The organism is Pseudomonas sp. CF161 (assembly GCF_000416215.1).
Classification (GTDB): domain Bacteria; phylum Pseudomonadota; class Gammaproteobacteria; order Pseudomonadales; family Pseudomonadaceae; genus Aquipseudomonas.
On sequence record NZ_ATLP01000094.1, the window covers coordinates 1 to 21,052 of the forward strand.

Below are 21,052 nucleotides of genomic sequence, written 5' to 3' on the forward strand. Positions count from 1 at the left end.
CCGCGGGCCAGGCGGCAAGGGGCCGCTGCTGCACCTGTACCTGCCCGGCGCTGGTCGGCTGCACCCCGGCCAGGGCGCGCAGGGCGCTGCTTTTGCCCGAGCCGTTGGGGCCGACCAGCACCAGCAGCTCGCTGGGTTGCAGTTCCAGGTTGAAGTCATGCAGCACCGCCTGGCCGGCGTGTTCGACACACAGGCCCCGGGCCTGGAGGACGGGAGCGGTGCTCATGGGGCAGGCCTCGTGCGGGTCAGCAAGACAATGAAAAACGGCGCGCCGAGCAGGGCGGTCAGCAGCCCCAGGGGGATTTCCGCCGGTGGCAGCAGGCTGCGGGCCAGGCCATCGAGCAGCGCCAGCAAGGCGCCGCTGACCAGGGCACTGGCCACGATCAGGCGCTGGTGGGTCGGGCCCAGCAGCCAGCGCACGGCATGGGGCGCTACCAGCCCGACAAACCCCACCAGCCCGCCCCAGGATACCGCCAGCGCGGTGATCGCCGCCGCCAGCAACAGCGCCAGGTTGATAAAGCGCCGGGGCCGCAGGCCCATGCTGTAGGCCACCTGATCGCCGAACCCCAGCAGGTCCAGGCCATGGGCCAGGCGCCGGGCCGCCAGCAGCGCAAGAAGGGTCAGCAGGCCCAGCAGGCCGAGGGCGGCGAAGTCCGGGGTGTGGATGCCGCCCAGGGTCCAGCTCAGCACCACTTGCAGGTTGACCGTTTCATCCGACAGCGCCAGCAGCAGCAAGCTGCGCACGGCGCCGAGCAGGGCGGCAACGGCGATGCCGGCCAGCAGCAGGCCACTGGTGTCGTTGATCCGCGTCAGGCGGGTGATCAGCAGCACCAACAGGGTCGCGCCCCAGGCTCCGGCAAAGGCCAGCAGCGGCAGGCTCAGGGCCAATGCCAGGGGCAGCGGCACCAGCAGGGCGATGGCCGCCCCCACCGCTGCCCCGGGGGCGCTGCCAAGCAGGTAGGGCTCGGCCAGCGGATTGCGAAACACGCCCTGGAAAATCACCCCGGCCAGGCCCAGGCAGGCACCCACGCAAAAAGCCGCCAGCACCCGCGGCAGGCGCCAGGTCAGCAGCAGTTGGGCAAAGGGTGAATCGCTGCCGTGCCACAGCGCCACGACGTCGCTCCAGTGGGCCAGTTCGGCGCCCAGCCACAGGGCCATCAGGATCGCCGGGATCGGCGTCAGGCACAGCAGGCGGTAGCGGCGGTCGACGCCGCGAGTGGCCGGGGTCATGGCGTGGTCTCGCTCGGGGGCTTGGGAAACAGCTCAGGGTGCAGCAGCGCCGCCAGTTGCTCGACGCCCTCGACCACCCGCGGGCCGGGGATCAGCAGCAGGGCGCTGGGCAGGCTGTCGACCCGGCCCGCGGCCACCGCGGCAATGCTCTGCCAGCCGGGGCGCGATCCCAGGCTGGCGGCCTGTTGCGGGCTGCCGGCGACGATGATCCGGGTGGGGTTGGCGTGGTACACCGATTCGCCGCCGACCTGGCTCAGGCGGCTGTCGGCGAACAGGTTGCGCCCGCCTGCCAGGCGCAGAATGTCGCTGGTGTAGTTGTGCCCGCGCAGGGTCAGGTAACTGCCGCGATCATTGCTGCCGGTCTCCAGGTACACCGCCACCGGCGGCTGCCCGGCCAGGCGCGCCTGGACCGCAGCGAGGCGCGCCTGCATGTGTTCGATCAGCTGTTCGGCGCCGTTTTCATGGCCGGTGGCCTGGCCCAGCAGGCGGATATTGGCCTGCACCGCGGCCAGGTCGCGGTGGTTGAGCACCAGGGCCGGAATGCCGATGCGCTGCAAAGGGTCGACCAGGGTCGCGGCCTGGCGTGCCGGGGTCATGATCACCAGGTCGGCGCGCAGCCGGGCGATGGCCTCCACGGAAAACCCCAGGCGCCCACCGACCTTGGCCCGGGCGGCGATGTCGGCGGGGTAGCGGGTCCATTCCTCGACCCCGACTATGGCATCGCCGGCACCGATCGCCGCCAGCATCTCGACGTTGCTGGCGAAGATCGCGACGATGCGCTGCGGCTTGTGGGGGATCTCCACCGAGCGTCCCAGGGAATCCACCAGGGTCCGCGGGAAGCCCTCATCCGCCCACACGCCAGGGCTTGCCAAAAGGCACAACAGCAATAGCCAGCGCACCCGGCTTAAAACCGGTAGCGCGCGCCGAGGTACAGCTCGCGCCCCGGGTTGCTGTTGCCCAGGCCACCGTTGGAGGCGCGCGGGTCGGCCAGCGGCGAATCATTGCCGGTGGCGATAAACAGGCTGCTGCGGTCGATGTCGAACAGGTTGTTGACCCCGCCGAACAGGCTCAGCTGCTGGCTCAGGGTGTAGTTGCCGCGCAGGTTGAAGACCCAGAACGGCGCCTTGCGGTACACGTAGTTGGGATCCGGGTTGAGCAGCCGCTCTTCGGTGCGATAGTACACCGGGCCGCGCAGGATCCCGTTCAGCCCCAGGTCCCAATCACGTTCGCGGCCATAGGTCAGGCCGAGGCTGGCCTGGTATTGGTACATGCGCTGGATCTGCTCGCGGTGCGGGCCGGTCAGGGTGCTGGCGGCGCCCTTGTCGTCCATGTCGAAGTTCCAGTTGGCGTTGCTGTTGATCCGCAGGATGCGTTCGTCACCCAGGGCCAGGGCGCGGGCCAGGTCGTATTGCCATTGCGCTTCAAGGCCACGGATCACCGCGTCGCCGTCGCCGTTCACGTACTGGCTGACGTTGCCGCCCAGGGGCCGGCTGGTGATGCGGTCCTGGATCCGGTTCTGGAACAGCGCCAGGTCGAAGAACTGGTAGCGGCTGGTCAGGGTAATGCCGGTTTCGTATTGCAGGCTGGTCTCGGGCTTGAGGTCGGCATTGCCCAGGGTCTGGCTGCCGCTGGTGGTGGTGAAGTCGGCCGCCAGCTCGCCTGCCAGTGGTGCGCGGAATCCGGTGGAAACCCCGGCCCGCAGCTTGACCCCGGGCATGGCCTCGAAGGCGGCGCCGAGGCTGTAGGTGACTTCATCGAAACTGCGGGTCTGCTCTTCGAGGGTCGGCATGTAGTCGGTCTTGACCGTGCTCGAGCGGCCATAGCTGTAGCGCGAACCGGCGCGCAGGGTCAGGCGGTCGTCCATCAGGCGCTGGATCAGCTCGGCGTAGAGTGCGGCGCTGAGGTCATCGGAGTTGATGTCGTAGGGCGCCACCTGGCTGCTGGTGGAGCCGTTCATGGCCACGCGGAAACGATCATTGCGCAGTGTGCTTTTTTCCAGGTCCAGGCCCAGCAGCAGGTCGGTGCCGGGGCCCAGCAGCAACTGCGGCGTCAGCTTCAGGCCATAGGCGTCCAGGCGGCGCTCGATATGGTCCTTGCTGAACCCGGGGCTGCCGTTGCCCTGGCGCTCGGAACCCCAGTGCAGGTCGTCGACATCGCGCAGGGCGTAGACCTGGGCCGCCCAGTTCAGCCAGTCGCTCGGCTTGGCGGTCCAGTTGGCTTCCAGGGACTGGTTATAGCGGTTGTCGTAGTTGTTGTAGTCCCATTGCGAACCGCGAAAGCCCGCGTCGTAGATGCCGTCCGAGCGCAGGGTCAGGTCCAGGCGCTGGTCATCGGACAGGTCATAGCCCAGGGCCAATAACCCGCCCCGGCGTTTCCACGCGGTGTTTTCCTGGGTGCCGTCGCGGCTCTGATAGTCACCGCGCCGACCGCTGTCCAGGCCCAGGTAGTAATCCAGCGGCCCGGACGCGCCGCTCTGGAACAGGCTGCCCTGGGCCAGGCCCCAGGAGCCGCCCTGCAGGGTCGCGCCGCCGCCTTCGGTGTTGCGGCCATTGCGGGTGATGATGTTGATCACGCCCCCGATGGCCTGGCTGCCATAGATCACCGAGGCCGGGCCACGGATCACTTCAATGCGCGCGACCTGGGCCGGCGACAGCTTGGAAATATTCGCCGTGCCGGCCCGGCGCCCGTTGACCAGCACCGTCACCTGGCTGCGAAAGTCCCGGCCCTGGCCATCGGTATTGCCGCCGCGGATGTTGATCGAGGTCTGGCCCGGGGTCCATTCGCTGAAAAAGCCCACCGCGTTTTCCGCCAGCAGGTCGGTCAGGTTGCGCGCCGAGGAGCGTTCGATCTGTTCGCTGTCGATCACCTGCACGGTGCTGGTGACGTCCTTGAGCGACTCGCCGGCCCGGGGGGCGCTGACCAGGGTCGTGTCCATCTGCAGCACCGACGGGTTGTCGGCGGCCTGGGTGGCGAGGCTGGTGCCCAGCAACAGGGGCAGGGCGAAGGTGTGGCGCAGGCTTGGCATGGGGCAGGTCCGCAGGCAGGTTCTTATGGGAGAGTTCACGCGTGCCAGAGCAAGCTGGCGGCGCGTTTCGGGGCGCTGGCCAGCCAGCCCCCCGGGGCCGGTTGCAGGTGATCCTGCAAATGCCGTTCAAGCAGCCCCAGCGCCGCGCCATCGAGGGCGCCGAGCTTCTCCCTGAAATGCATCAGGGCTGCTTCGGGGGTGGCGAACAGCGTGCTGAACGCCCAGTCGGTGAAGTGAATCTCGTCGGGCTGGGCGCTGGCCGGCAGCTCGGCCAGGGTCAGCTGATAACCCGGGGTCATGTCGCTGCGGTGCAATTGCGGCGGCAGGAACCCCGACAGGCAATAGGTGCGCGGGCCTTCCTGGGCCGGCAGGTTCCACACCAGGGTGCCGCGGGCCAGGGGCCGCACCCGCTCGAGAAAGGCCTGGGCCTGGCCGTCGCTGACCGGGAGGTTGGCGCAGAGCACGGTCTGTGCCGGCGCCAGGCCCAGGTCAGCGATGTCTTGCCAGAGACCCGGGTGCAGGCTCAGGGTCACGGCCGGTGCACGGGCCGCGAGGCGCTCGATGCAGTGGCCCATGTAGGCGTTGGGTTCGACCACGGTCCACTGGCCACCGGGGGCCAGCAGATGCCGCCCGAGAATCCCCGAACCGGCACCGATATCCAGCAGTTGCCGCTGCGGGCCGAGCAGTTGCAGCAGGCAGCCGCCGACACGTTCGACATAGTTGGAGGCGGCCAGATGCTCGGCATAAAACGCCGCTTCGTGGTCGGGCCAGACAAAGGGAGCAGGGCGGGGCGGGGTGCAAAGCGTCATCGGGAAGCGCCGGGTTGAGCCTGGTCGGGCCACCCGCGGGAGCTGAAGCAGAAAGTGACGGGCAGGGAACAGCCTACGCACGCCAAGGCCTGCACCCGCCCACCGCGGATTGCCATGTAGGGATCAGGCCGGTCTCCGGGCTCGCGAGGGGCATGAAACATTCGCCTTCCCATGCCGAGGCACAGTGGCTGTGTGAATGTTTCGCTCGCATACCGTTGCGGGGGCAGCGCCGGACTCGCCCCAAAGGGCCTACCGGCTTCCCGTTTCACCCGCAGCACGACGGCTGCGGACACCTGAAACTGGCGCGCATCTGACCATTGGCGGGCGGCAGCGTCAAGCAACCTAAGCCGCAAGCTTGAAGCTTGCGGCTTAGGTGCTTGATGACCTCCTTGTCGTTGGCGCATCCCTGTGCGACAGACTTCAGGGCTTTCTCGGGCATGGCAATCCGCACGGCGACGGTGCCGATAGGGGCCTGGGGAGGGCGCCCGTAGACCTCGTCCTTCGACTTGAAGCGTCGACCTCGGCGCCCAGCCGCAGCACCACGCCGGCCAGGTCGTTGCCCAAAATCAGGGGCAGGCGGTACGGCTGGATCAATCCCGAGCGTGTCCGGATGATTTGCCGCTGGCCGATGAAATCCTGGCAGTGTGCCGGACCCATATCCTTGAATAGCTGCCGCCTGCATCGGCTGACTAGGCGGCGGGTGCCGCGCCGTTAGTGATCGTCCTCGGGCCCGTCGTGCAGCAGGTGGAAGATGTTGCGCTTCATGCGGATAAAGTCCGGGTCCATGACCATGTCCAGGTTGCGCGGGCGGCCGATGGGCACGTCGAGCACTTCCTTGATCCGCCCGGGGCGGGCGCCCATGACGAAGATCCGGTCGCCGAGCAGGATCGCCTCGTCGATATCGTGGGTCACGAACAGCACGGTTTTCTTGCTGTGCTCCCAGACCTTGAGCAGCAGTTGCTGCATCTGCAACCGGGTCTGGCTGTCGAGGGCGCCGAAGGGTTCGTCCATCAGCAGGATCTGCGGGTCGTTGGCCAGGGCCCGGGCGATGGCCACGCGTTGCATCATCCCCCCCGAGAGTTGCTTGGAATAGTTATCGGCAAAGCGCAGCAGGCCGACTTCATTCAGGTAGTGCTCGACGATCTCCTTGCGCTCCGCCGCCGGCACGCCACGGCGCTTGAGGCCGAACTCGATGTTCTTGCGCACCGTCAGCCATGGAAACAGGGTGTAGCCCTGGAACACCATGCCGCGATCGGCACCGGGCCCATCCACCTGCTGGCCACCGACGTAGATTTCGCCCGAAGTCGGCTCGGCCAGGCCTGCCGTCAGGTATAGCAGGCTCGACTTGCCGCAGCCCGAGGGGCCGACCAGTACCGCAAATTGCTGGTCGGGCACCTCGAACGACACCTGTTCCAGGGCGGTGAAGGTGCTGCCCGACGGGGTCTTGTATTGCAGGGTGACCTGGTCCACCCGCAGTTGCGGCGCCGGCTGCGGGGCGATGCGGGCCTGGGTGAGTTGGGTGGGAGAGGTTGCGGTTACTGAGCCCATGCGGCCACCTTCAAACGGAGGAATCTGAACAGTTGATCGGTGACCAGGCCCAGCAGGCCGATCACGGCGATCGCCAGGAAAATCACATCGACCTGGAACCCGCGCATGGCCTTGAGGCTGAGGTAGCCCAGGCCGCTGGAGGCGGCCACCAGTTCGGCCACCACCAGGTAGGTCCAGGCCCAGCCCATGGTCACGCGCAAGGTGTCGAGTACCCCCGGCAGCGATGCCGGGGCGATCACGTGCAGCACCGCGTCGACGCGGCTCGAACCCAGGGTGTAGGAGGCGTTGATCAGGTCCTTGGAAATGCCCTTGGACACGTCGGCGATCATCACCAGCTGCTGGAAGAACACGCCGAAAATAATGATCGACACCCGCTGCTCCAGGCCGATGCCGATCCACAGGATGAACAGCGGCACGAACGAGGTCACCGGCAGGTAGCGGATAAAGTTCACCAGGGGTTCGAGAAACGCCTGCACCACCCGGAAGCTGCCCATCAGCAGCCCGATGGGCACCGCCACCAGGGATGAGATCACGAAGCCGATCATCACCACCTCGACGCTGGCCCAGACATGGGGCCCCAGGGTGCCGTCGCGGGCCAGGCGCAGGGCGGCGTCGAACACCGCCCCCGGGGTCGGCAGGAACATCGCCGGGACCACGCCGCCGTAGGACAGAAACGCCCACAAGCCGATCAGCAGGCCCCAGGCCAGGGCGCTGGCGCTCCAGACCACCTGGATCGGCAAGCCGGTCTTGGGCGTCAGGCAGCGGTTCAGCCACGAATTGCGCTTGGACATGGCGAGCTCCTATTTCGGGCTGATAAAGCGGTTGTCGATCAAGTCGCTGTAGCTGACGTTGAAGGCTTTGCCCTGCAGCTCGCTGGCGGTTTCATTGGCCAGCTTGATCACCGTGGCCGCCTCGCCGGTGCTGCCATTGCTGCCCAGCAGCTTCTCGCTCGTGGCCTGGTCGTAGAAGCGCACGCCCTTGGCCGCGGCTTCCAGCTCGGCCGGGTCCGCCAGATAGCCGCCGACGCCCTTGGCCATGATCGCGTAGGCTTCTTTCGGGTGTTCCTGGGTGTACTTCACGGCCTTGTACAGGCCGGCCACCAGGGCCTTGATGTCGTCCGGCTGCTTGTCGATCACGTCGCAGCTCAGGGCTACCACATCGACGATCACCCCCGGGGTACTGCTGCTGTCCACCAGCACCTTGCCCTGTTGTTTGTTGCGCACGGTGGTCAGGTGCGGTTCCCAGGTCACGGCGGCCGGCACGCGCCCGGAAATAAAGGCGGTGGCGGCGTCGTCGGCGGTCATGTTCTGGATGTTCAGGTCGCTCATTTTCATGCCGGCGTTTTTCAGCAGGTAATTGAGCCAGAACTGCGACACCGAACCCTCGTTGACCGCCACCGACTGGCCCTTGAGGTCTTGCAGGCGGTTGACTTCCTTGCCCACCAGCACGCCATCGCCACCGTGGCTTTCATCCAGGGCGGCCACGGCCTTGAAGCAGAACTGCGGTCGGTACTTGAGGATCTCGTCCAGGGTCGAGGCCGAGCCGGACAACTTGCCCGAGGCCTGGGCCGCCATGTACATCGAGGCTTCCTCGATGGTCGGCAGGTCGACGGTGAGCCCGCCTTCCTTGAAGTAACCCAGGTCCTTGGCCAGGTACAGGGTGCCGTAGCCGACCCAGGTGGTATGGCCGATGGACAGGGTGCCGGCCTGGGCGCCGCTGGCAACGCCGGCGGCGATAGCGGTGAACACCAGGGGACGCATGCAGCGCGAGACGAAAGACTTGATCATTGAGCACTCCCGGAACGATGGTTTTTAGTTCGTATATCTCGGGGCAGTGGGGCTAGACGCCAAAAACGGGAACATCCTGCGGGTCTCTGACGGACCTTTTGCCGCTGTGGGGCGAGGTTGATGTTGGCTGATGTCGAGGGGCAGGAAAATTAGTAAATATGTCGTCGCTGACGATGAAAAAGATGGGCTGTTTTTGTGGTGAGGGAGCTTGCTCCCGCCGGCCTGCGCAGCAGGCCCAACCCCTGAGACCTCGGTGCCTCTGGCCCAGCGCATGCCGCCCTTTGCGGCTGCTGCGCAGCCGAGCGGGAGCAAGCTCCCTCGCCACGGGGAGGGGAGCCAGGTCTCATGGGCGTCGCACTGGGCTGTTTTGTGGTGAAGGGAGCCAGGTCGTATGGGCGTCGCGCTGGGCTGTTTTTGTGGTGAGGGAGCTTGCTCCCGCTGGCCTGCGCAGCAGGCCCAACCCCTGGCCCCTCGCTGCCTCTGGCCCAGCGCATGCCGCCCTTTGCGGCTGCTGCGCAGCCGAGCGGGAGCAAGCTCCCTCGCCACAGGGGAGGGGAGCCAGGTCTCATGGTCGTCGCACTGGGCTGTTTTGTGGTGAAGGGAGCCAGATCGTATGGGCGTCGCGCTGGGCTGTTTTTGTGGTGAGGGAGCTTGCTCCCGCTGGCCTGCGCAGCAGGCCCAACCCCTGAGACCTCGGTGCCTCTGGCCCAGCGCGTATGGCCCTTTGCGGCTGCTGCGCAGCCGAGCGGGAGCAAGCGCCCTCGCCACAGAGTCGTCAGCTGGTCACTGCCTGATTCATGCGGGTGGCACTGGCGGCCTGGGGTGTGCCGTGCAGGATCAGGTCGGCGGCTTTTTCGCCGATCATGATGCACGGCGCGTTGGTGTTGCCGCTGATCAGGCTCGGCATGATCGAGGCATCCACCACCCGCAGCCCCTGCACCCCGTGGACCTTCAAGTCCGGGCCGACCACGCTCATGGGGTCGAGCCCCATCTTGCAGGTGCCCACCGGGTGGAACACCGTCGCTGCGTACTCGCGCACATAGGCCAGCAACTGCTCGTCGGTCTGCACCGCTTTGCCGGGCAGCATCTCCTCGCCGCGAATGGCGTCGAACTGGCTGTCGGCCAGAATTCGCCGGGCCAGTTTCAGGCCCTCGATCAGTACCTGGGCGTCACTCGGGTCGCTGAGGAAATTGAAGTCGATCAGCAACTGGCCATCGCGGTCCAGGCGCAGCTCGCCAATGCTTTTGGGCCGCAGTACGCAGGTGTGCACCGCATAGCCATGGCCCCATTCGAACAGCCGTCCGCGATGGCTGCGATAGCCCGGTACAAAGTGGAACTGCACATCGGGCACGGCGTCGGCCAGGGGCGTGCGGGCAAAACCGCCGGCCTCCACATAGTTGGTGGTGAGCCAGCCCTTGCGCGCCAGCAGGTAGCGCAGGGGCGCGGCGAGAATGCTGGGCAGCGAGCCCAGGGAGAAGCCCAGCGTCAGCGGGCTTTTCGAGCGAATGGTCAGCAGCCCGTCGAGGTGGTCCTGGAGGTTTTTGCCGACCCCGGGCAGGTCATGCCGGACCTCGACTCCGGCTTGTTGCAGCTCGGCGGCCGGGCCGATACCGGACGCCAGCAGCAGCTGCGGGCTGCCCAGGGAACCGGCGCACAGCAGCACTTCACGGCGGGCGTGCAAGGCCTGGGGCTGACCCTGGATGTCCACTTGCACGCCGCGGGCCACCCGCTGTTCGAGGATCAACGAGCGCACCGAACAGTCGGTGACGACCGTGAGGTTGGGACGCTCCCGCACCGGTGCGACAAAAGCGCGGTAGCTCGACAGGCGCCGGGCATTTTTCTGCGTGAGGTTGTAGATCCCGCAGCCTTCGAGCCGCTCGCCGTTGAAGTCATCGTTGCGCGCCAGGCCCAGGCGCTGCGCGGCTCTGACAAACAGCGCCGACACCGGGTTGGGGTCGCGCGCCGCCTCGACATTCAGCTCGCCGCCCGTGCCATGCAGGCGCGGGTCCTGGCCCAGCTGGTTGTTCTCCGACTTCTTGAAATAGGGCAGCACGCTGTTCCAGTCCCAGCCCGGGCAGCCGGCCTCGGCCCAGCGATCGTAGTCGCTGGCATGGCCGCGAATGTAGATCATGCTGTTCATCGAACTGGAGCCGCCCAGGGCCTTGCCCCGTGGCGTGTGCAGGCGGCGGCCGTTGAGGTTTTGCTGTGGCGTGGAGAAGAAGTTCCAGCTGTAGGTCTTGCTCTTGTACAGGGTGATGGTGCCCGCCGGGGTCTGGATGCGCTGGCTGTTGTCGTGGCCGCCGGCTTCGATCAGGCACACGCTGACGCTCGGGTCGGCGCTCAGGCGGTTGGCCAGGACGCAGCCGGAGGAACCGGCGCCGACAATGATGTAGTCGTAGTCAGTGTTCATGCGTTTCTCCCTGCGGGTTTGAGTGCTTGCTGGCGGCTGCGACGGCGGCTGGCCAGGTAGTAGACCGGCGAGATCACCAGCAACCCGACGATCCAGGAAATATCGGCGCCGCCCATGGCCTGGGCGATGACCCCGGTGTACAGCTCGGTGGCCATGAACGGAATCTGCACCAGCACCCCGAGCACATAGCAGCCCACTGCCGTCCAGTTGAAGTAGCCGTAGATCCCGCCGTCGCGGCGGAAGAACGAGTCGACGTCGTAGTTGCCATGGGCGATCAGGTAGTAGTCCACCAGGTTGATCGCGGTCCAGGGCACCAGCACATACAGCAGCAACAGAATGAAGTTGGTGTAGTTGGCCATGAAGTCATCCTGGCCCAGCAGCGCCAGGGCCAGGGCAATGGAGAACAGCAGCAGCGCGGTCACCGCCCGCGACAGGGCGCCGGCCGACCAGGTGGGCACCAGGGTCTGGCCCACGGTGATGGCCGAGAGGGTGCCGCAGTACAGGTTCATGGCGTTGGTGGCGGCGATGCCGATGGAAAACACCGCCACCACCAGGGTCGCGATGCTGCCGGTCATCTCGATCAGGCCGCTGATGATGTCGCCTTCCACGCTGAGGCCAACCACCACCCCCAGGGTCATGGGCAGGATCGAACCCAGGCAGCAGCCCCAGTAGCTGGACCAGAACGCGGCGCGGCCACCGGTGTCGGCCGGCATGTAGCGCGAGTAGTCCGAGACATAGGGTGCATACGCCAGTTGCCACAGGGCCGCGATCGACAGGGTGCCGAGAAAGCCCTGGAGGTTGGTCTGGTTACGTTGCAGGAAGTCCGCCGGCAGCCCGTGCACGCCGATGATCCAGGCAAAGCACAGCAGCAGGATCGCCCCCGAGACGTAGGACATGAGCCGGGTGTAGGCGTGGATCAGGCGATAGCCGAACACCGTCGCCACTACACTGATCAAGCCCACCAGGACGATGCCCTGGTTGGTGCTGAACAGCGGGTAGCGGCTGTGCAGCGATTGCCCGCCGAGCACCAGGTTGGAGGCGAAAAAGCCCAGGTACATGATCACCACCAGGGCCACCACCAACAGCGAGCCGTAAGAGCCGAACTGGCCCCGGGTCTGCACCATCTGCGGCACACCCAGTTGCGGGCCCTGGGCCGAGTGCAGGGCCATGAAGATGCCGCCGATCAGGTTGCCGGCAATCAAGGCGGCCATGGCCGCCAGGAACGGCAACTTGAACACCGTGACTGCCAGTGCACCGGTGACCACCGTCAGCAACATGATGTTGGAGCCGAACCAGATGGTGAACAGGTCGCGGGCGCGGCCGTGGCGCAGGTGTCGGGCAATGGGCTGGATGGTGCTCAGTTCAAGGGTTGCCGCTCTGTTGTCGTTATTATTCATCGGTCATTCACTCTGGTATCGCCCGGGCAAACGCCCCGGCATGAGTTGCAGGCAAGAAGGATCAAGCAGGTAAACAGTGCCCGGCCGGTTTTGCGCAAACGGCCGGGTCGTGCGTCACAGTGGCCAAGCACGAACCGGGCCGCTGTTGCGATAAGGGCTCAGCGCAGCTGGAACCAGGTGGTTTTGAGCTGGGTGTATTTGTCGAACGAGTGCAGCGACAGGTCGCGGCCAAAGCCCGATTGCTTGCCTCCGCCAAAGGGCACGCAGACGTCCAGGGCATCCACGGTATTGACCGACACGGTTCCGGCATTCAGGCGGCCGGCGACGCGATGGGCGCGGTTCAGGTCATCGCTCCAGACCGAGGCGGCCAGGGCATAGATATGGTCGTTGGCCATCTGCACCGCCTGGTCTTCATCGTCGAAGGCGGTGATTGCCAGCACCGGCCCGAACACTTCTTCGCGGGACAGGCGCATCTGCGGCGTGACTTGGGTGAAGAGGGTGGGCTGGATGAAGTTGTTCGAACCGTTGAGCGTCACCTGCTCGCCGCCGGCCACCCGTTGTGCCCCGTCGCTGCCGGCCTGGGCGATGTAGTCCATGACCCGGGCCGTCTGCCGTGCATCGACCATCGCCCCCATCTTGCTCGCGGGGTCCAGTGGGTCGCCGGGCTGCCAGTGCCGGGTCTGCTCGATCAGGCGTTCGACGAACTCATCGTGGATCGAGCGCTGCACCAGCAACCGCGAGTTGGCTGAGCACACTTCGCCCTGGTTGAAGAAAATCCCGAACGCGGCCTTTTGCGCGGCCAGGTCCAGGTCCTGGCAATCGGCGAACACCAGGTTTGGGCTCTTGCCGCCGCATTCGAGCCACACCTGCTTGAGGTTGGATTGCGCCGAGTACTGCATGAAATGCTTGCCGACCTGGGTCGAGCCGGTGAACGCCAGCGCGTCGATATCCGGGTGCAGGCCCAGGGCGCGCCCGGCGTGCTGGCCGAGGCCGGTCACCACGTTGAACACGCCTTCCGGGACCCCGGCTTGCAGCGCCAGCTCGGCCAGGCGCAGGGCCGAGAACGGCGACTGCTCGGCGGGCTTGAGGATCACGCTGTTGCCGGCGGCCAGGGCCGGCGCGAGCTTCCAGGCGGCCATGTCCAGCGGGAAGTTCCACGGCACCACGGCGGCAATCACGCCCAGGGGCTCGCGGGTGATGGTGGCCAGGGCGCCGCGGCCGGTGGGGGCGACCTGGTCGTAGAGCTTGTCGAGGCTTTCGGCGTACCAGGCAAAGACGTGGGCGGCGCCGGGCACATCGATGTTCCAGGCGTCCATCACCGGCTTGCCCATGCTCATGCTGTCGAGCAGGGCCAGCTCTTCGCGGTGGGCCAGGATCAGCTCGGCCAGGCGCAGCAGCACCGCCTTGCGTTCCCTAGGCAACAGGCGAGCCCAGGGGCCGCTGGCAAAGCTCTTGCGGGCGGCGCTGACGGCCAGGTCGATATCGGCATCGCCGCAGGCGGCGACGTTGGCCAGCAGGGCATTGGTCGCCGGGTTGCGCACGGCGAAGGTCTCGCCGCTCAACGCGGCGTGCGCCCGCCCGGCGATCAGTGCGCTGTCGCTAAAGGGTTGCTTGGCCGCTAGCGTTTGCCAGGTATTGAGGTCAGTCACTGCATACTCCCAGTTGGCCCCTCGGGGCTCCGTCCACGATCAGTGGGGCCGATAGTGGGCCAAGCGCCGGGGGTGGGAAATTAGTAAAAATGTGTTCCGTATCGATAAAAAACCTCGGCTGGCGTGCTTCATCGTGGCGCACGCATCGCCCGTAGCCGCTGTCGAGGCACGAGGCTGTTCAACCACTGACGCTCCTCGACGTCCCGCCCTGTAGCCGCTGCCGCAGGCCCAACCAGACAACCCATCAACACCTGACACTGCTCGGCGTCCATAAGGGCCAGCGCAGCCTCGTGCCTCGGCAGCGGCTATGGGGGTGGGCCTGTCTGGCAGTCTCGTGCTTGGGCGGCATCGGGTTGAGCAGCTTTTTTAAGTTCAGGCCCCAGGAAATTGCTGGTTTCACCCCGGGGCGTGCTGGTTGCAGAATCGAGGTTGTGCGCGCGTTGGCGCAACGGCCCGATTCTTGATTGACCTGGCCCAGTACCGCGCATCATTTCGCCGGGGGCACGATGGCTCGTGCAGGCACGCAGCAGCGGCGTTCTACTAAGCTGCACGCGGTGCACGAGCGCCGTGATCGCGCCCCGTTTTGATGCGTTCGACCCATCTCTTTCGAGGTAGCCATGGCCGCTTACAACTTGCGACAACTCAAATACTTCGTCACCACCGTCGAATGCGGCAGCGTGGCCGAGGCCTCGCGCAAGCTTTACATCGCCCAACCTTCGGTCTCGACCGCAATCAAGCACCTGGAAGAAAGCTTTGGCGTGCAGCTGTTTATCCGCCATCACGCCCAGGGTGTGTCCCTGACCCCCAGCGGCGCGCGCTTCTATCGCAAGGCCCAGGAGCTGCTGCGGGTGGCCCATGAGTTCGAGCAAAACGCCCTGGCCGATAACGATGTGGTGGCCGGGCAGATCGACATTGGCTGTTTTGAAACCGTCGCGCCGCTGTACCTGCCACGCTTGATCGCCGGCTTTCGCGATCGCTGGCCGGGGGTGGAAATTCGCATTCGGGACGGCGAGCAGCAAGAGCTGGTGCAGGCCCTGACCTCGGGCAGCATCGACCTGGCGATTCTCTATGAGCATGACCTGGACAGCACCATCGACACCGCGCCGTTGATGGCGCCGCAGCAGCCCTACGCGCTGTTGCCCGAAGGCCATCGCTTCGCCCATCAGGCCCGGGTGTCACTCAATGACCTGGTGCTCGAACCCATGGTGCTGCTGGATGTGCAGCCCAGCCGGACCTACTTCGTCAGCATCTTCGAGGAGCGCGGCCTGACCCCGCACATCCTGTTCAGCTCACCCTCGATCGAGATGGTGCGGGGCATGGTCGGGCGCGGTTTCGGCTTTTCGATCCTGGTGACCCGGCCCACGTCCGACTACACCTACGACGGCCAGAAGCTGGTCTGCGTACCGCTGGTGGAAGAGGTCACGGGCTCCGGGTTGTCCGCGGCCTGGTTGCGCCGTTCGCAGTTGACCAAGCCGGCGCAATTGTTTGTCGATCACTGCCGCGAAGTGTTGGCGCCCAGGGACCAGGCCTGAGGTCAGCCTTGCAGGGCCGACGCCAGGCGTTCGAGCATGGCGTCGCAGCCCGCGAGCTGGGCGAGGCTGACAAACTCGTCGGGCTTGTGGCCCTGGTCCATGCTGCCCGGCCCGCAAACCACCGTGGGGATGCCCACGGCGTCGAACAACCCGCCCTCGGTGCCAAACGCCACGGTGGCAAATTCGCTGGAACCACAGAACTGGGCAATCCAGCGCGCCGCCTGGCTGTCGGCGTCGGTGGCCAGGCCCGGATAGGCTGAAAGCTCGGAAAAACCAATGCCACTGGCACCGTCCACTGCCTGCATCCTCGGCAGCAATTGCTGTTGCGCGAAGTGCTGCAACTGCTCGGCGACCTGCCGCGGATCCTGGTCGGGCAGGGCACGGACTTCAAAGTCGAAACGACAATCGGCCGGGACGATATTCAGCGCCTTGCCGCCGCTGATCATCCCGGTCTGCACGGTGCTGTACGGCGGGTCGAAACGCGGGTCATGCAGCTCCGGGCGGCGCAGGTGGGCGCCGATGCGGCCCAGTTCGCCAATCAGCTCGGCGGCGTATTCGATGGCGTTCACCCCCTGGGGCGCGTAGGCCGAATGGCAGGCCGCGCCATGCACGTCACAGCGCATCGCCAGCTTGCCCTTGTGCCCGAGCACCGGCTTGAGTTCAGTGGGTTCGCCAATGATGCACAGCAGCGGCTTGTGTGGCCGCCGCTCAAGTTCGGCGAGCAGCGAGCGCACCCCCAGGCAGCCGACTTCTTCGTCATAGGACAGGGCGATGTGCAGCGGCATGCGCAATGGCGCCGCGAGAAACCTGGGCACCGCCGCCAGGACACAGGCGATATAGCCCTTCATGTCGGCGGTGCCGCGCCCGTAGAGCTTGCCGTCGTGCTCGCTGAGCTCGAAAGGGGCGACGCTCCACGCCTGGCCGTCCACCGGCACCACATCGGTGTGCCCGGACAGGACAATGCCCGGCACCTGTGGCGGGCCCAGGGTGGCGAACAGATTGGCCTTGCTGCGCGGCTCATTGAAGATCAGTTCGCAGGGCACCCCGAACCCCGCCAGGTAGTCACGCACAAACTCGATCAGGTGCAGGTTGGATTCGCGGCTGGTGGTGTCGAAGCCGACCAGTTTGGCCAGCAACTCGCGGCTGTTCATCTATTCATCCCCGGGCACGCCGTAGCGTGGGGCTTTGGTCGGGTCCAGCGCGCGCACGATGTAGTCCTGCATCTGCGGGCTGTAGGCCTGCCACAGCTGCGCGAGTTGGCCGATGGGGTCATGCTCGGCCCAGTCGACCCGCAGGTCGACGATGGGCCAGGTCAACTCGCCGACCACCACCATCGCCGCCGAATGCACCGGCCCGGCTTCGCCCCCGGCCGCGACTGCGGCCTGCATCGCGGCGATCAGCCGGTCGGCCAGTTGCCCGCCGCTGGTTTCGAAGGTCTGCACCAGGGTTTCGATCACCCCGGGGTCGGCCAGCATATTGCCGGCGCCGACGCACTGCTCGCCGGCCAGCGCGTGGTGGGTGCCCAGGGTCTGGCTGCCGCTGAAGTGCGCGGTCTGGCCCAGGTGGTCGATGGCGGTCAATTGCCGGTACTGGCTGTAGCCATTGCGGGTCAGGGCCTTGTCCAGCGCCTGGGCGGGGGACAGGCCGGCCTCCATCTGTTCCAGCACCTGGGGCCCGAGGGCGGGCAGGGTGATGTTTTGCGTGGCGACCGCCCCGACCCCCGGGCGCAGCCAGGGGCAACGCGCGCCCACGGCAATGCTCGAGGAACTGATGGCGATCCCCAATTGACCGGTTTCGGCGCAGCGGCCGACGATGGAAAAAGTCATGGCGTGGTGCTCCTGTTTCGTCTGGCCAGCCATCCGCGCCCCAGGTGGTCCCGGGGCGTGGACGGGATATGAATCCATTCTGTCCAGGCGCTGCGGTTGGCGAAACGAGGTTTTTTGTGGTGCTTGCTTAAGTAAATACTTGCCAGATCAGCGCTCGCCGTTACAAGCGCCCGTACTCGCGGGCGGTGCGATCGACGGCGATCCGCGTCTTGTCCACCAACTCATCGAGCTCGGCACGGGTCGCCACCAGAGCCGGGGCCATGATCATGCGGCCCAGGGTCGAGCGGATGATCAGGCCCTCTTCGAAGCCGATGGTGCGGCAGCGCCAGGCGATATCGTTCTCGTTGGCAAAGCGTTTGCGGGTGGCCTTGTCTTCGGCGAACTGCAGTGCCGCCACCAGGCCGATGCCCTGGACTTCACCCACCAGCGGGTGGTCGCTGAACACCTCTCGCAGGCAGTTCTGCAAGTACGGCCCAGTGTCGGTGCGGACCTGGGTCACCACCCCCTCATCGCGCAAGGCCTTGAGGTTGGCGATGGCCACGGCGGCGGCCACCGGGTGCCCGGAGTAGGTCAGGCCGTGGGCGAATACGCCGCCTTTTTCCACCAGGGCCTCGGCCATGCGCCGCGACAGAATCAGCCCGCCCATGGGGATGTAGCCCGAGGTCAGGCCCTTGGCGATGGACAGGGTGTCGGGCTCGAAGCCCATGGCCTGGTGGGCGAACCATTCGCCGGTGCGGCCAAAGCCGCCGATCACTTCGTCAGCGCACAGCAACACGTCGTACTGGCGGCAGATGCGCTGGATTTCCGGCCAGTAGCTGGCCGGTGGAATGATCATCCCGCCTGCGCCCTGGAACGGCTCGGCAACGAAGGCGGCGACCTTGTCGGCTCCCAGTTCGAGGATCTTCTGCTCCAGTTGCCGCGCCCTCTGCAGGCCGAACTCCTCGGGGCTCAGGTTGCCTTCGTGGGCGTACCAGTAGGGTTCGTCGATATGCGCCACATCGGGCACGGTGCCGCCCATTTCATGCATGAATTTCATGCCGCCCAGGGCGGTCGCCGCCAGGGTCGAGCCGTGGTAGCCGTTCCAGCGGCCGATCATGATTTTCTTCTGCGGCTGGCCCATCACCTGCCAGAACTTGCGCACGGTGCGGATCAACACCTCGTTGGCCTCGGAACCGGAGTTGGTGTAGATCGCGTGGCTGTAGTGGGCCGGCAGCAGGCTGAACAGCAGCTCGGACAGCTCGATCACTGCCGGGTGGGTGGTGTGGAAGAACATGTTGTAGTACGGCAGTTGCTGCAATTGCGCGTAGGCCGCGTCGGCCAGGTCCTTGCGGCCGTAACCGAGGTTGGTGCACCACAGGCCGGACATGCCGTCCAGGTAGCGCTTGCCGTCGTTGTCCCACAGCGCCAGGCGCTCGCCGCCGACCATCACCCGCGGGCCTTCGGCGTTGAGGGCTTTCTGGTCGACGAAGGCGTGAATGTGGTGCGCGGCGTCGGCGTTTTGATAGTCCAGGGTGCTGCGGGTGGGGTCGAGGTCGGCGGTCATGGCGTGCTCCAGGTGTGAGGCGCAGTGGGCGATCGGGCTGCCTGCCGACGGGGGCAGGGCAGTGCGGGGATAATATTTGGCACCTAAAAATATTTTTGTAAAGAAAATATTTGTCCTTGAAAAGTGATATCCGTAGGCTGGCCGACATCGTCAGCGCACCCCAGGGGAACCATGTCCGGACTACGAGAGAGGCAAAAGGAGCAGCGCCGCCAGGTGATCGCCGAGGCCGCGTTGCAGCTGTTCAAGCGCAATGGGTTCGGTGCCACCACCCTGGAGCAGATCGCCCACCAGGCGGGGGTGTCGTCGCCGACCGTGGTCAATTATTTCGGCGGCAAGCAGGAAATTCTCCTGGCCCTGCTCAAGGCCCCGGATGAGCAGGCCATGGGCGAGGCCCGGGCCCACCTGGACGAGCGCAGCGACCCGCTGGAGGCCCTGTGCGAGTTCGAAGGCCTGATGACCCGCTACCAGCTCCAGGCCATGCCGGCGTCCCTGTGGCGCGAGCTGGCGCCGTTTCTGTTCACCGGTGAGCTGTCCCAGGCCCTGCAACCCTGGAACGCGGCGGTGATCGAGGAAACCAAGGCCCTGCTGATGCATTTCCAGCGCCTGGGCAAGGTGCGCGCGAGCGTCGATATCGAGGTCGCCGCCACCGTCTTCAACCAGTACGCCAACATGGCGTTCATCCGCCTGGCCACCGAGCCCACCCCGGACCGTGCCGCCCATGCGGCGCATATGCGCAGCTTCCTCGGCCTGTTGTGCCACGGCATGCTCGGCGCCGAGTAGGTCAGCCGCAGGGCCGTGCAGGCGTCGCTGCCGGCCCTAGTTTTTTCCTGCCTTGCGACGACAAAAATCATAATTTCGCTATGCCCTGTATCTGCACAGAATGCGACCACACCCGCCTTCGAGAAGGACACAGGCATGACAGCTGGAAAAATACAGACAGATACGCTGGTTGTGGGCGCCGGTCAGGCAGGCGTGGCCATGAGCGAACACCTGAGCAAACTGGGGGTGCCGCACCTGGTGCTGGAGCGCAACCGGATTGCCGAAGCCTGGCGCACCGGGCGCTGGGATTCGCTGGTGGCCAATGGGCCGGCCTGGCACGATCGCTTTCCGGGGCTGGAGTTCGACGACCTGAGCCCGGACAGCTTTGCCTCCAAGGAGCGGGTGGCGGATTACTTCGAGGCCTACGCCCGCACCTTTAACGCGCCGATCCGCACCGGGGTCGAGGTGCACAAAGTGCGACGCAATATCGGGCGTCCGGGCTTTACCGTGGAAACCTCCGAGGGCGTGATCGAAGCCAACCGCGTGGTGGCAGCGACCGGGCCGTTCCAGCAGCCGGTGATCCCGGCCATCGCGCCCCAGGACCCACGCCTGACCCAATTGCATTCGGCGCACTACCGCAACCCCGGGCAACTGCCCGAAGGCGCGGTGCTGGTAGTGGGCGCCGGTTCATCGGGCACGCAGATTGCCGATGAACTGCAACGCGCCGGCAAGACCGTGTACCTCTCCATCGGCCAGCACGACCGGCCGCCTCGGGCCTACCGCAACCGGGATTTCTGCTGGTGGCTGGGGGTGTTGGGGGAGTGGGACGCCGCCGCGATGAAGCCCGGCCGCGAGCACGTGACCATCGCCGTCAGCGGTGCCCACGGCGGGCGTACCGTGGACTTTCGCGAGCTGGCCCAGCGCGGCCTGAACCTGGTGGGCCTGACCCAGTCCTTCAAGGATGGGGTGGTGAGCTTTCGCCCGGACCTGGTCGACAACCTGGCGCGTGGCGACGAGAACTACCTGGCGCTGCTCAATGCCGCCGATGCCTACATCGAGCGCAACGGCCTGGACCTGCCCCTCGACCCTGAAGCCCGTCGGGTATTCCCCGATCCGCAGTGCGTGACCCAGCCGATCCTCGAACTCGATCTGGCGGCAGCGGGCATCAGCACCATCATCTGGGCCACCGGTTTTGTCGCGGATTACAGCTGGATGGAAGTCGATGCCTTTGATGCCAGCGGCAAGCCGCAGCACCAGCGTGGGGTGTCCACGGAACCGGGGATCTACTTCCTGGGCCTGCCGTGGCAGTCACGGCGGGGCTCGTCGTTTATCTGGGGCGTGTGGCACGACGCCAAATACGTCGCCGACCATATCGCCACCCAGCGCCAGTACCTGACCTATCGCGATGCCAGCCAGCGCCAGGCCGACAGCGCCGCCGCGCCGCTCACCCTGCTGGAAAAACCGGCGGTCAGTGCGTGACCGCCATGGCCCGACCCGGCACCCGCAGTGCCGGCCGAGCGTTGTATTTCTCTCTTCA

The 21,052-nt window shown here is 66.2% G+C and carries 17 protein-coding genes, 1 pseudogene and 1 riboswitch; of the genes and pseudogenes, 3 read left to right on the top strand and 15 right to left on the bottom strand.

The window, feature by feature from the left end:
• The 12 genes and pseudogenes from CF161_RS21060 to CF161_RS21110 form a co-directional block, all read right to left on the bottom strand.
• Positions 1–226, bottom strand: a 226-nt coding sequence (locus tag CF161_RS21060) for an ATP-binding cassette domain-containing protein (RefSeq protein WP_020298630.1), incomplete at its 3' end; no start/stop codon positions are given.
• Entirely contained in the window at positions 223–1,230 is a 1,008-nt protein-coding gene (locus CF161_RS21065; protein WP_020298631.1) for an iron ABC transporter permease, read from the bottom strand. The genes CF161_RS21065 and CF161_RS21060, both read right to left, overlap by 4 nt.
• Positions 1,227–2,087, bottom strand: coding sequence for an ABC transporter substrate-binding protein (locus tag CF161_RS21070; RefSeq protein WP_020298632.1), 861 nt, complete (start codon positions 2,085–2,087; stop codon positions 1,227–1,229). The genes CF161_RS21065 and CF161_RS21070 overlap by 4 nt, the downstream gene beginning before the upstream one ends.
• Before the next feature lie 47 nt (positions 2,088–2,134).
• A complete protein-coding gene (locus CF161_RS21075) occupies positions 2,135–4,255 on the bottom strand; it encodes a TonB-dependent receptor (protein WP_020298633.1) in 2,121 nt (706 codons plus the stop codon).
• Positions 4,256–4,290: 35 nt separating this feature from the next.
• A complete protein-coding gene (locus CF161_RS21080) occupies positions 4,291–5,064 on the bottom strand; it encodes a bifunctional 2-polyprenyl-6-hydroxyphenol methylase/3-demethylubiquinol 3-O-methyltransferase UbiG (protein WP_020298634.1) in 774 nt (257 codons plus the stop codon).
• A 108-nt stretch (positions 5,065–5,172) separates the two neighbouring features.
• Positions 5,173–5,376: riboswitch (cobalamin riboswitch) on the bottom strand.
• 109 nt (positions 5,377–5,485) lie between these two features.
• Positions 5,486–5,658, bottom strand: a pseudogene (locus CF161_RS33465) (NADP-dependent oxidoreductase); the annotation flags it as partial.
• 117 nt (positions 5,659–5,775) lie between these two features.
• Positions 5,776–6,612 carry an ABC transporter ATP-binding protein gene (locus tag CF161_RS21085; RefSeq protein ID WP_020298635.1) on the bottom strand — a complete coding sequence of 279 codons (837 nt, stop codon included), beginning with the start codon at positions 6,610–6,612 and terminating at the stop codon, positions 5,776–5,778.
• Positions 6,600–7,403: an ABC transporter permease gene (locus CF161_RS21090; RefSeq protein WP_020298636.1), complete on the bottom strand. Its 804-nt coding sequence runs from the start codon at positions 7,401–7,403 to the stop codon at positions 6,600–6,602. The genes CF161_RS21085 and CF161_RS21090 overlap by 13 nt, the downstream gene beginning before the upstream one ends.
• A gap of 9 nt (positions 7,404–7,412) precedes the next feature.
• Entirely contained in the window at positions 7,413–8,399 is a 987-nt protein-coding gene (locus CF161_RS21095) for an ABC transporter substrate-binding protein (protein WP_020298637.1), read from the bottom strand.
• Between the two features lie 775 nt (positions 8,400–9,174).
• Positions 9,175–10,809, bottom strand: a complete 1,635-nt coding sequence (locus CF161_RS21100; RefSeq protein ID WP_020298638.1) for a GMC family oxidoreductase — start codon at positions 10,807–10,809, stop codon at positions 9,175–9,177.
• On the bottom strand, positions 10,806–12,206 hold the full coding sequence (locus CF161_RS21105) for a cytosine permease (protein ID WP_020298639.1): 1,401 nt from the start codon (positions 12,204–12,206) through the stop codon (positions 10,806–10,808). The genes CF161_RS21100 and CF161_RS21105 overlap by 4 nt, the downstream gene beginning before the upstream one ends.
• Before the next feature lie 158 nt (positions 12,207–12,364).
• Positions 12,365–13,855 (bottom strand): aldehyde dehydrogenase, encoded by a 1,491-nt coding sequence (locus CF161_RS21110; protein WP_020298640.1) that lies wholly within the window; start codon positions 13,853–13,855, stop codon positions 12,365–12,367.
• Positions 13,856–14,472: 617 nt separating this feature from the next.
• Here CF161_RS21110 and CF161_RS21115 point away from each other — a divergent pair.
• Positions 14,473–15,387 (top strand): LysR family transcriptional regulator, encoded by a 915-nt coding sequence (locus tag CF161_RS21115; protein WP_020298641.1) that lies wholly within the window; start codon positions 14,473–14,475, stop codon positions 15,385–15,387.
• A 2-nt stretch (positions 15,388–15,389) separates the two neighbouring features.
• On the opposite strand, the gene argE is transcribed toward CF161_RS21115, so the two are convergent.
• The 3 genes from argE to CF161_RS21130 all read right to left on the bottom strand — a co-directional run bounded on the left by argE (position 15,390) and on the right by CF161_RS21130 (position 18,756).
• A complete protein-coding gene (gene argE, locus CF161_RS21120) occupies positions 15,390–16,538 on the bottom strand; it encodes an acetylornithine deacetylase (RefSeq protein ID WP_020298642.1) in 1,149 nt (382 codons plus the stop codon).
• Entirely contained in the window at positions 16,539–17,213 is a 675-nt protein-coding gene (locus CF161_RS21125; RefSeq protein ID WP_020298643.1) for a DUF1028 domain-containing protein, read from the bottom strand.
• Positions 17,214–17,373: 160 nt separating this feature from the next.
• Entirely contained in the window at positions 17,374–18,756 is a 1,383-nt protein-coding gene (locus CF161_RS21130; protein WP_020298644.1) for an aspartate aminotransferase family protein, read from the bottom strand.
• Between the two features lie 171 nt (positions 18,757–18,927).
• Here CF161_RS21130 and CF161_RS21135 point away from each other — a divergent pair, with 171 nt between their 5' ends.
• Both CF161_RS21135 and CF161_RS21140 read left to right on the top strand, forming a co-directional pair.
• On the top strand, positions 18,928–19,536 hold the full coding sequence (locus CF161_RS21135; protein WP_043230009.1) for a TetR/AcrR family transcriptional regulator: 609 nt from the start codon (positions 18,928–18,930) through the stop codon (positions 19,534–19,536).
• Positions 19,537–19,671: 135 nt separating this feature from the next.
• Positions 19,672–20,994: an NAD(P)/FAD-dependent oxidoreductase gene (locus CF161_RS21140; RefSeq protein WP_043230010.1), complete on the top strand. Its 1,323-nt coding sequence runs from the start codon at positions 19,672–19,674 to the stop codon at positions 20,992–20,994.
• Positions 20,995–21,052: the final 58 nt, after the last annotated feature.

What these genes read in the sequence shown, in the direction of transcription:
- CF161_RS21130 (WP_020298644.1), bottom strand. Translation starts at nt 18,756, where the DNA reads ATGACCGCCGACCTCGACCCCACCCGCAGCACCCTGGACTATCAAAAC.
- CF161_RS21140 (WP_043230010.1), top strand. Translation starts at nt 19,672, where the DNA reads ATGACAGCTGGAAAAATACAGACAGATACGCTGGTTGTGGGCGCCGGT.
- CF161_RS21135 (WP_043230009.1), top strand. Translation starts at nt 18,928, where the DNA reads ATGTCCGGACTACGAGAGAGGCAAAAGGAGCAGCGCCGCCAGGTGATC.
- CF161_RS21080 (WP_020298634.1), bottom strand. Translation starts at nt 5,064, where the DNA reads ATGACGCTTTGCACCCCGCCCCGCCCTGCTCCCTTTGTCTGGCCCGAC.
- CF161_RS21075 (WP_020298633.1), bottom strand. Translation starts at nt 4,255, where the DNA reads ATGCCAAGCCTGCGCCACACCTTCGCCCTGCCCCTGTTGCTGGGCACC.
- CF161_RS21125 (WP_020298643.1), bottom strand. Translation starts at nt 17,213, where the DNA reads ATGACTTTTTCCATCGTCGGCCGCTGCGCCGAAACCGGTCAATTGGGG.
- CF161_RS21095 (WP_020298637.1), bottom strand. Translation starts at nt 8,399, where the DNA reads ATGATCAAGTCTTTCGTCTCGCGCTGCATGCGTCCCCTGGTGTTCACC.
- CF161_RS21085 (WP_020298635.1), bottom strand. Translation starts at nt 6,612, where the DNA reads ATGGGCTCAGTAACCGCAACCTCTCCCACCCAACTCACCCAGGCCCGC.
- argE (WP_020298642.1), bottom strand. Translation starts at nt 16,538, where the DNA reads ATGAACAGCCGCGAGTTGCTGGCCAAACTGGTCGGCTTCGACACCACC.
- CF161_RS21100 (WP_020298638.1), bottom strand. Translation starts at nt 10,809, where the DNA reads ATGAACACTGACTACGACTACATCATTGTCGGCGCCGGTTCCTCCGGC.
- CF161_RS21115 (WP_020298641.1), top strand. Translation starts at nt 14,473, where the DNA reads ATGGCCGCTTACAACTTGCGACAACTCAAATACTTCGTCACCACCGTC.
- CF161_RS21105 (WP_020298639.1), bottom strand. Translation starts at nt 12,206, where the DNA reads ATGAATAATAACGACAACAGAGCGGCAACCCTTGAACTGAGCACCATC.
- CF161_RS21090 (WP_020298636.1), bottom strand. Translation starts at nt 7,403, where the DNA reads ATGTCCAAGCGCAATTCGTGGCTGAACCGCTGCCTGACGCCCAAGACC.
- CF161_RS21065 (WP_020298631.1), bottom strand. Translation starts at nt 1,230, where the DNA reads ATGACCCCGGCCACTCGCGGCGTCGACCGCCGCTACCGCCTGCTGTGC.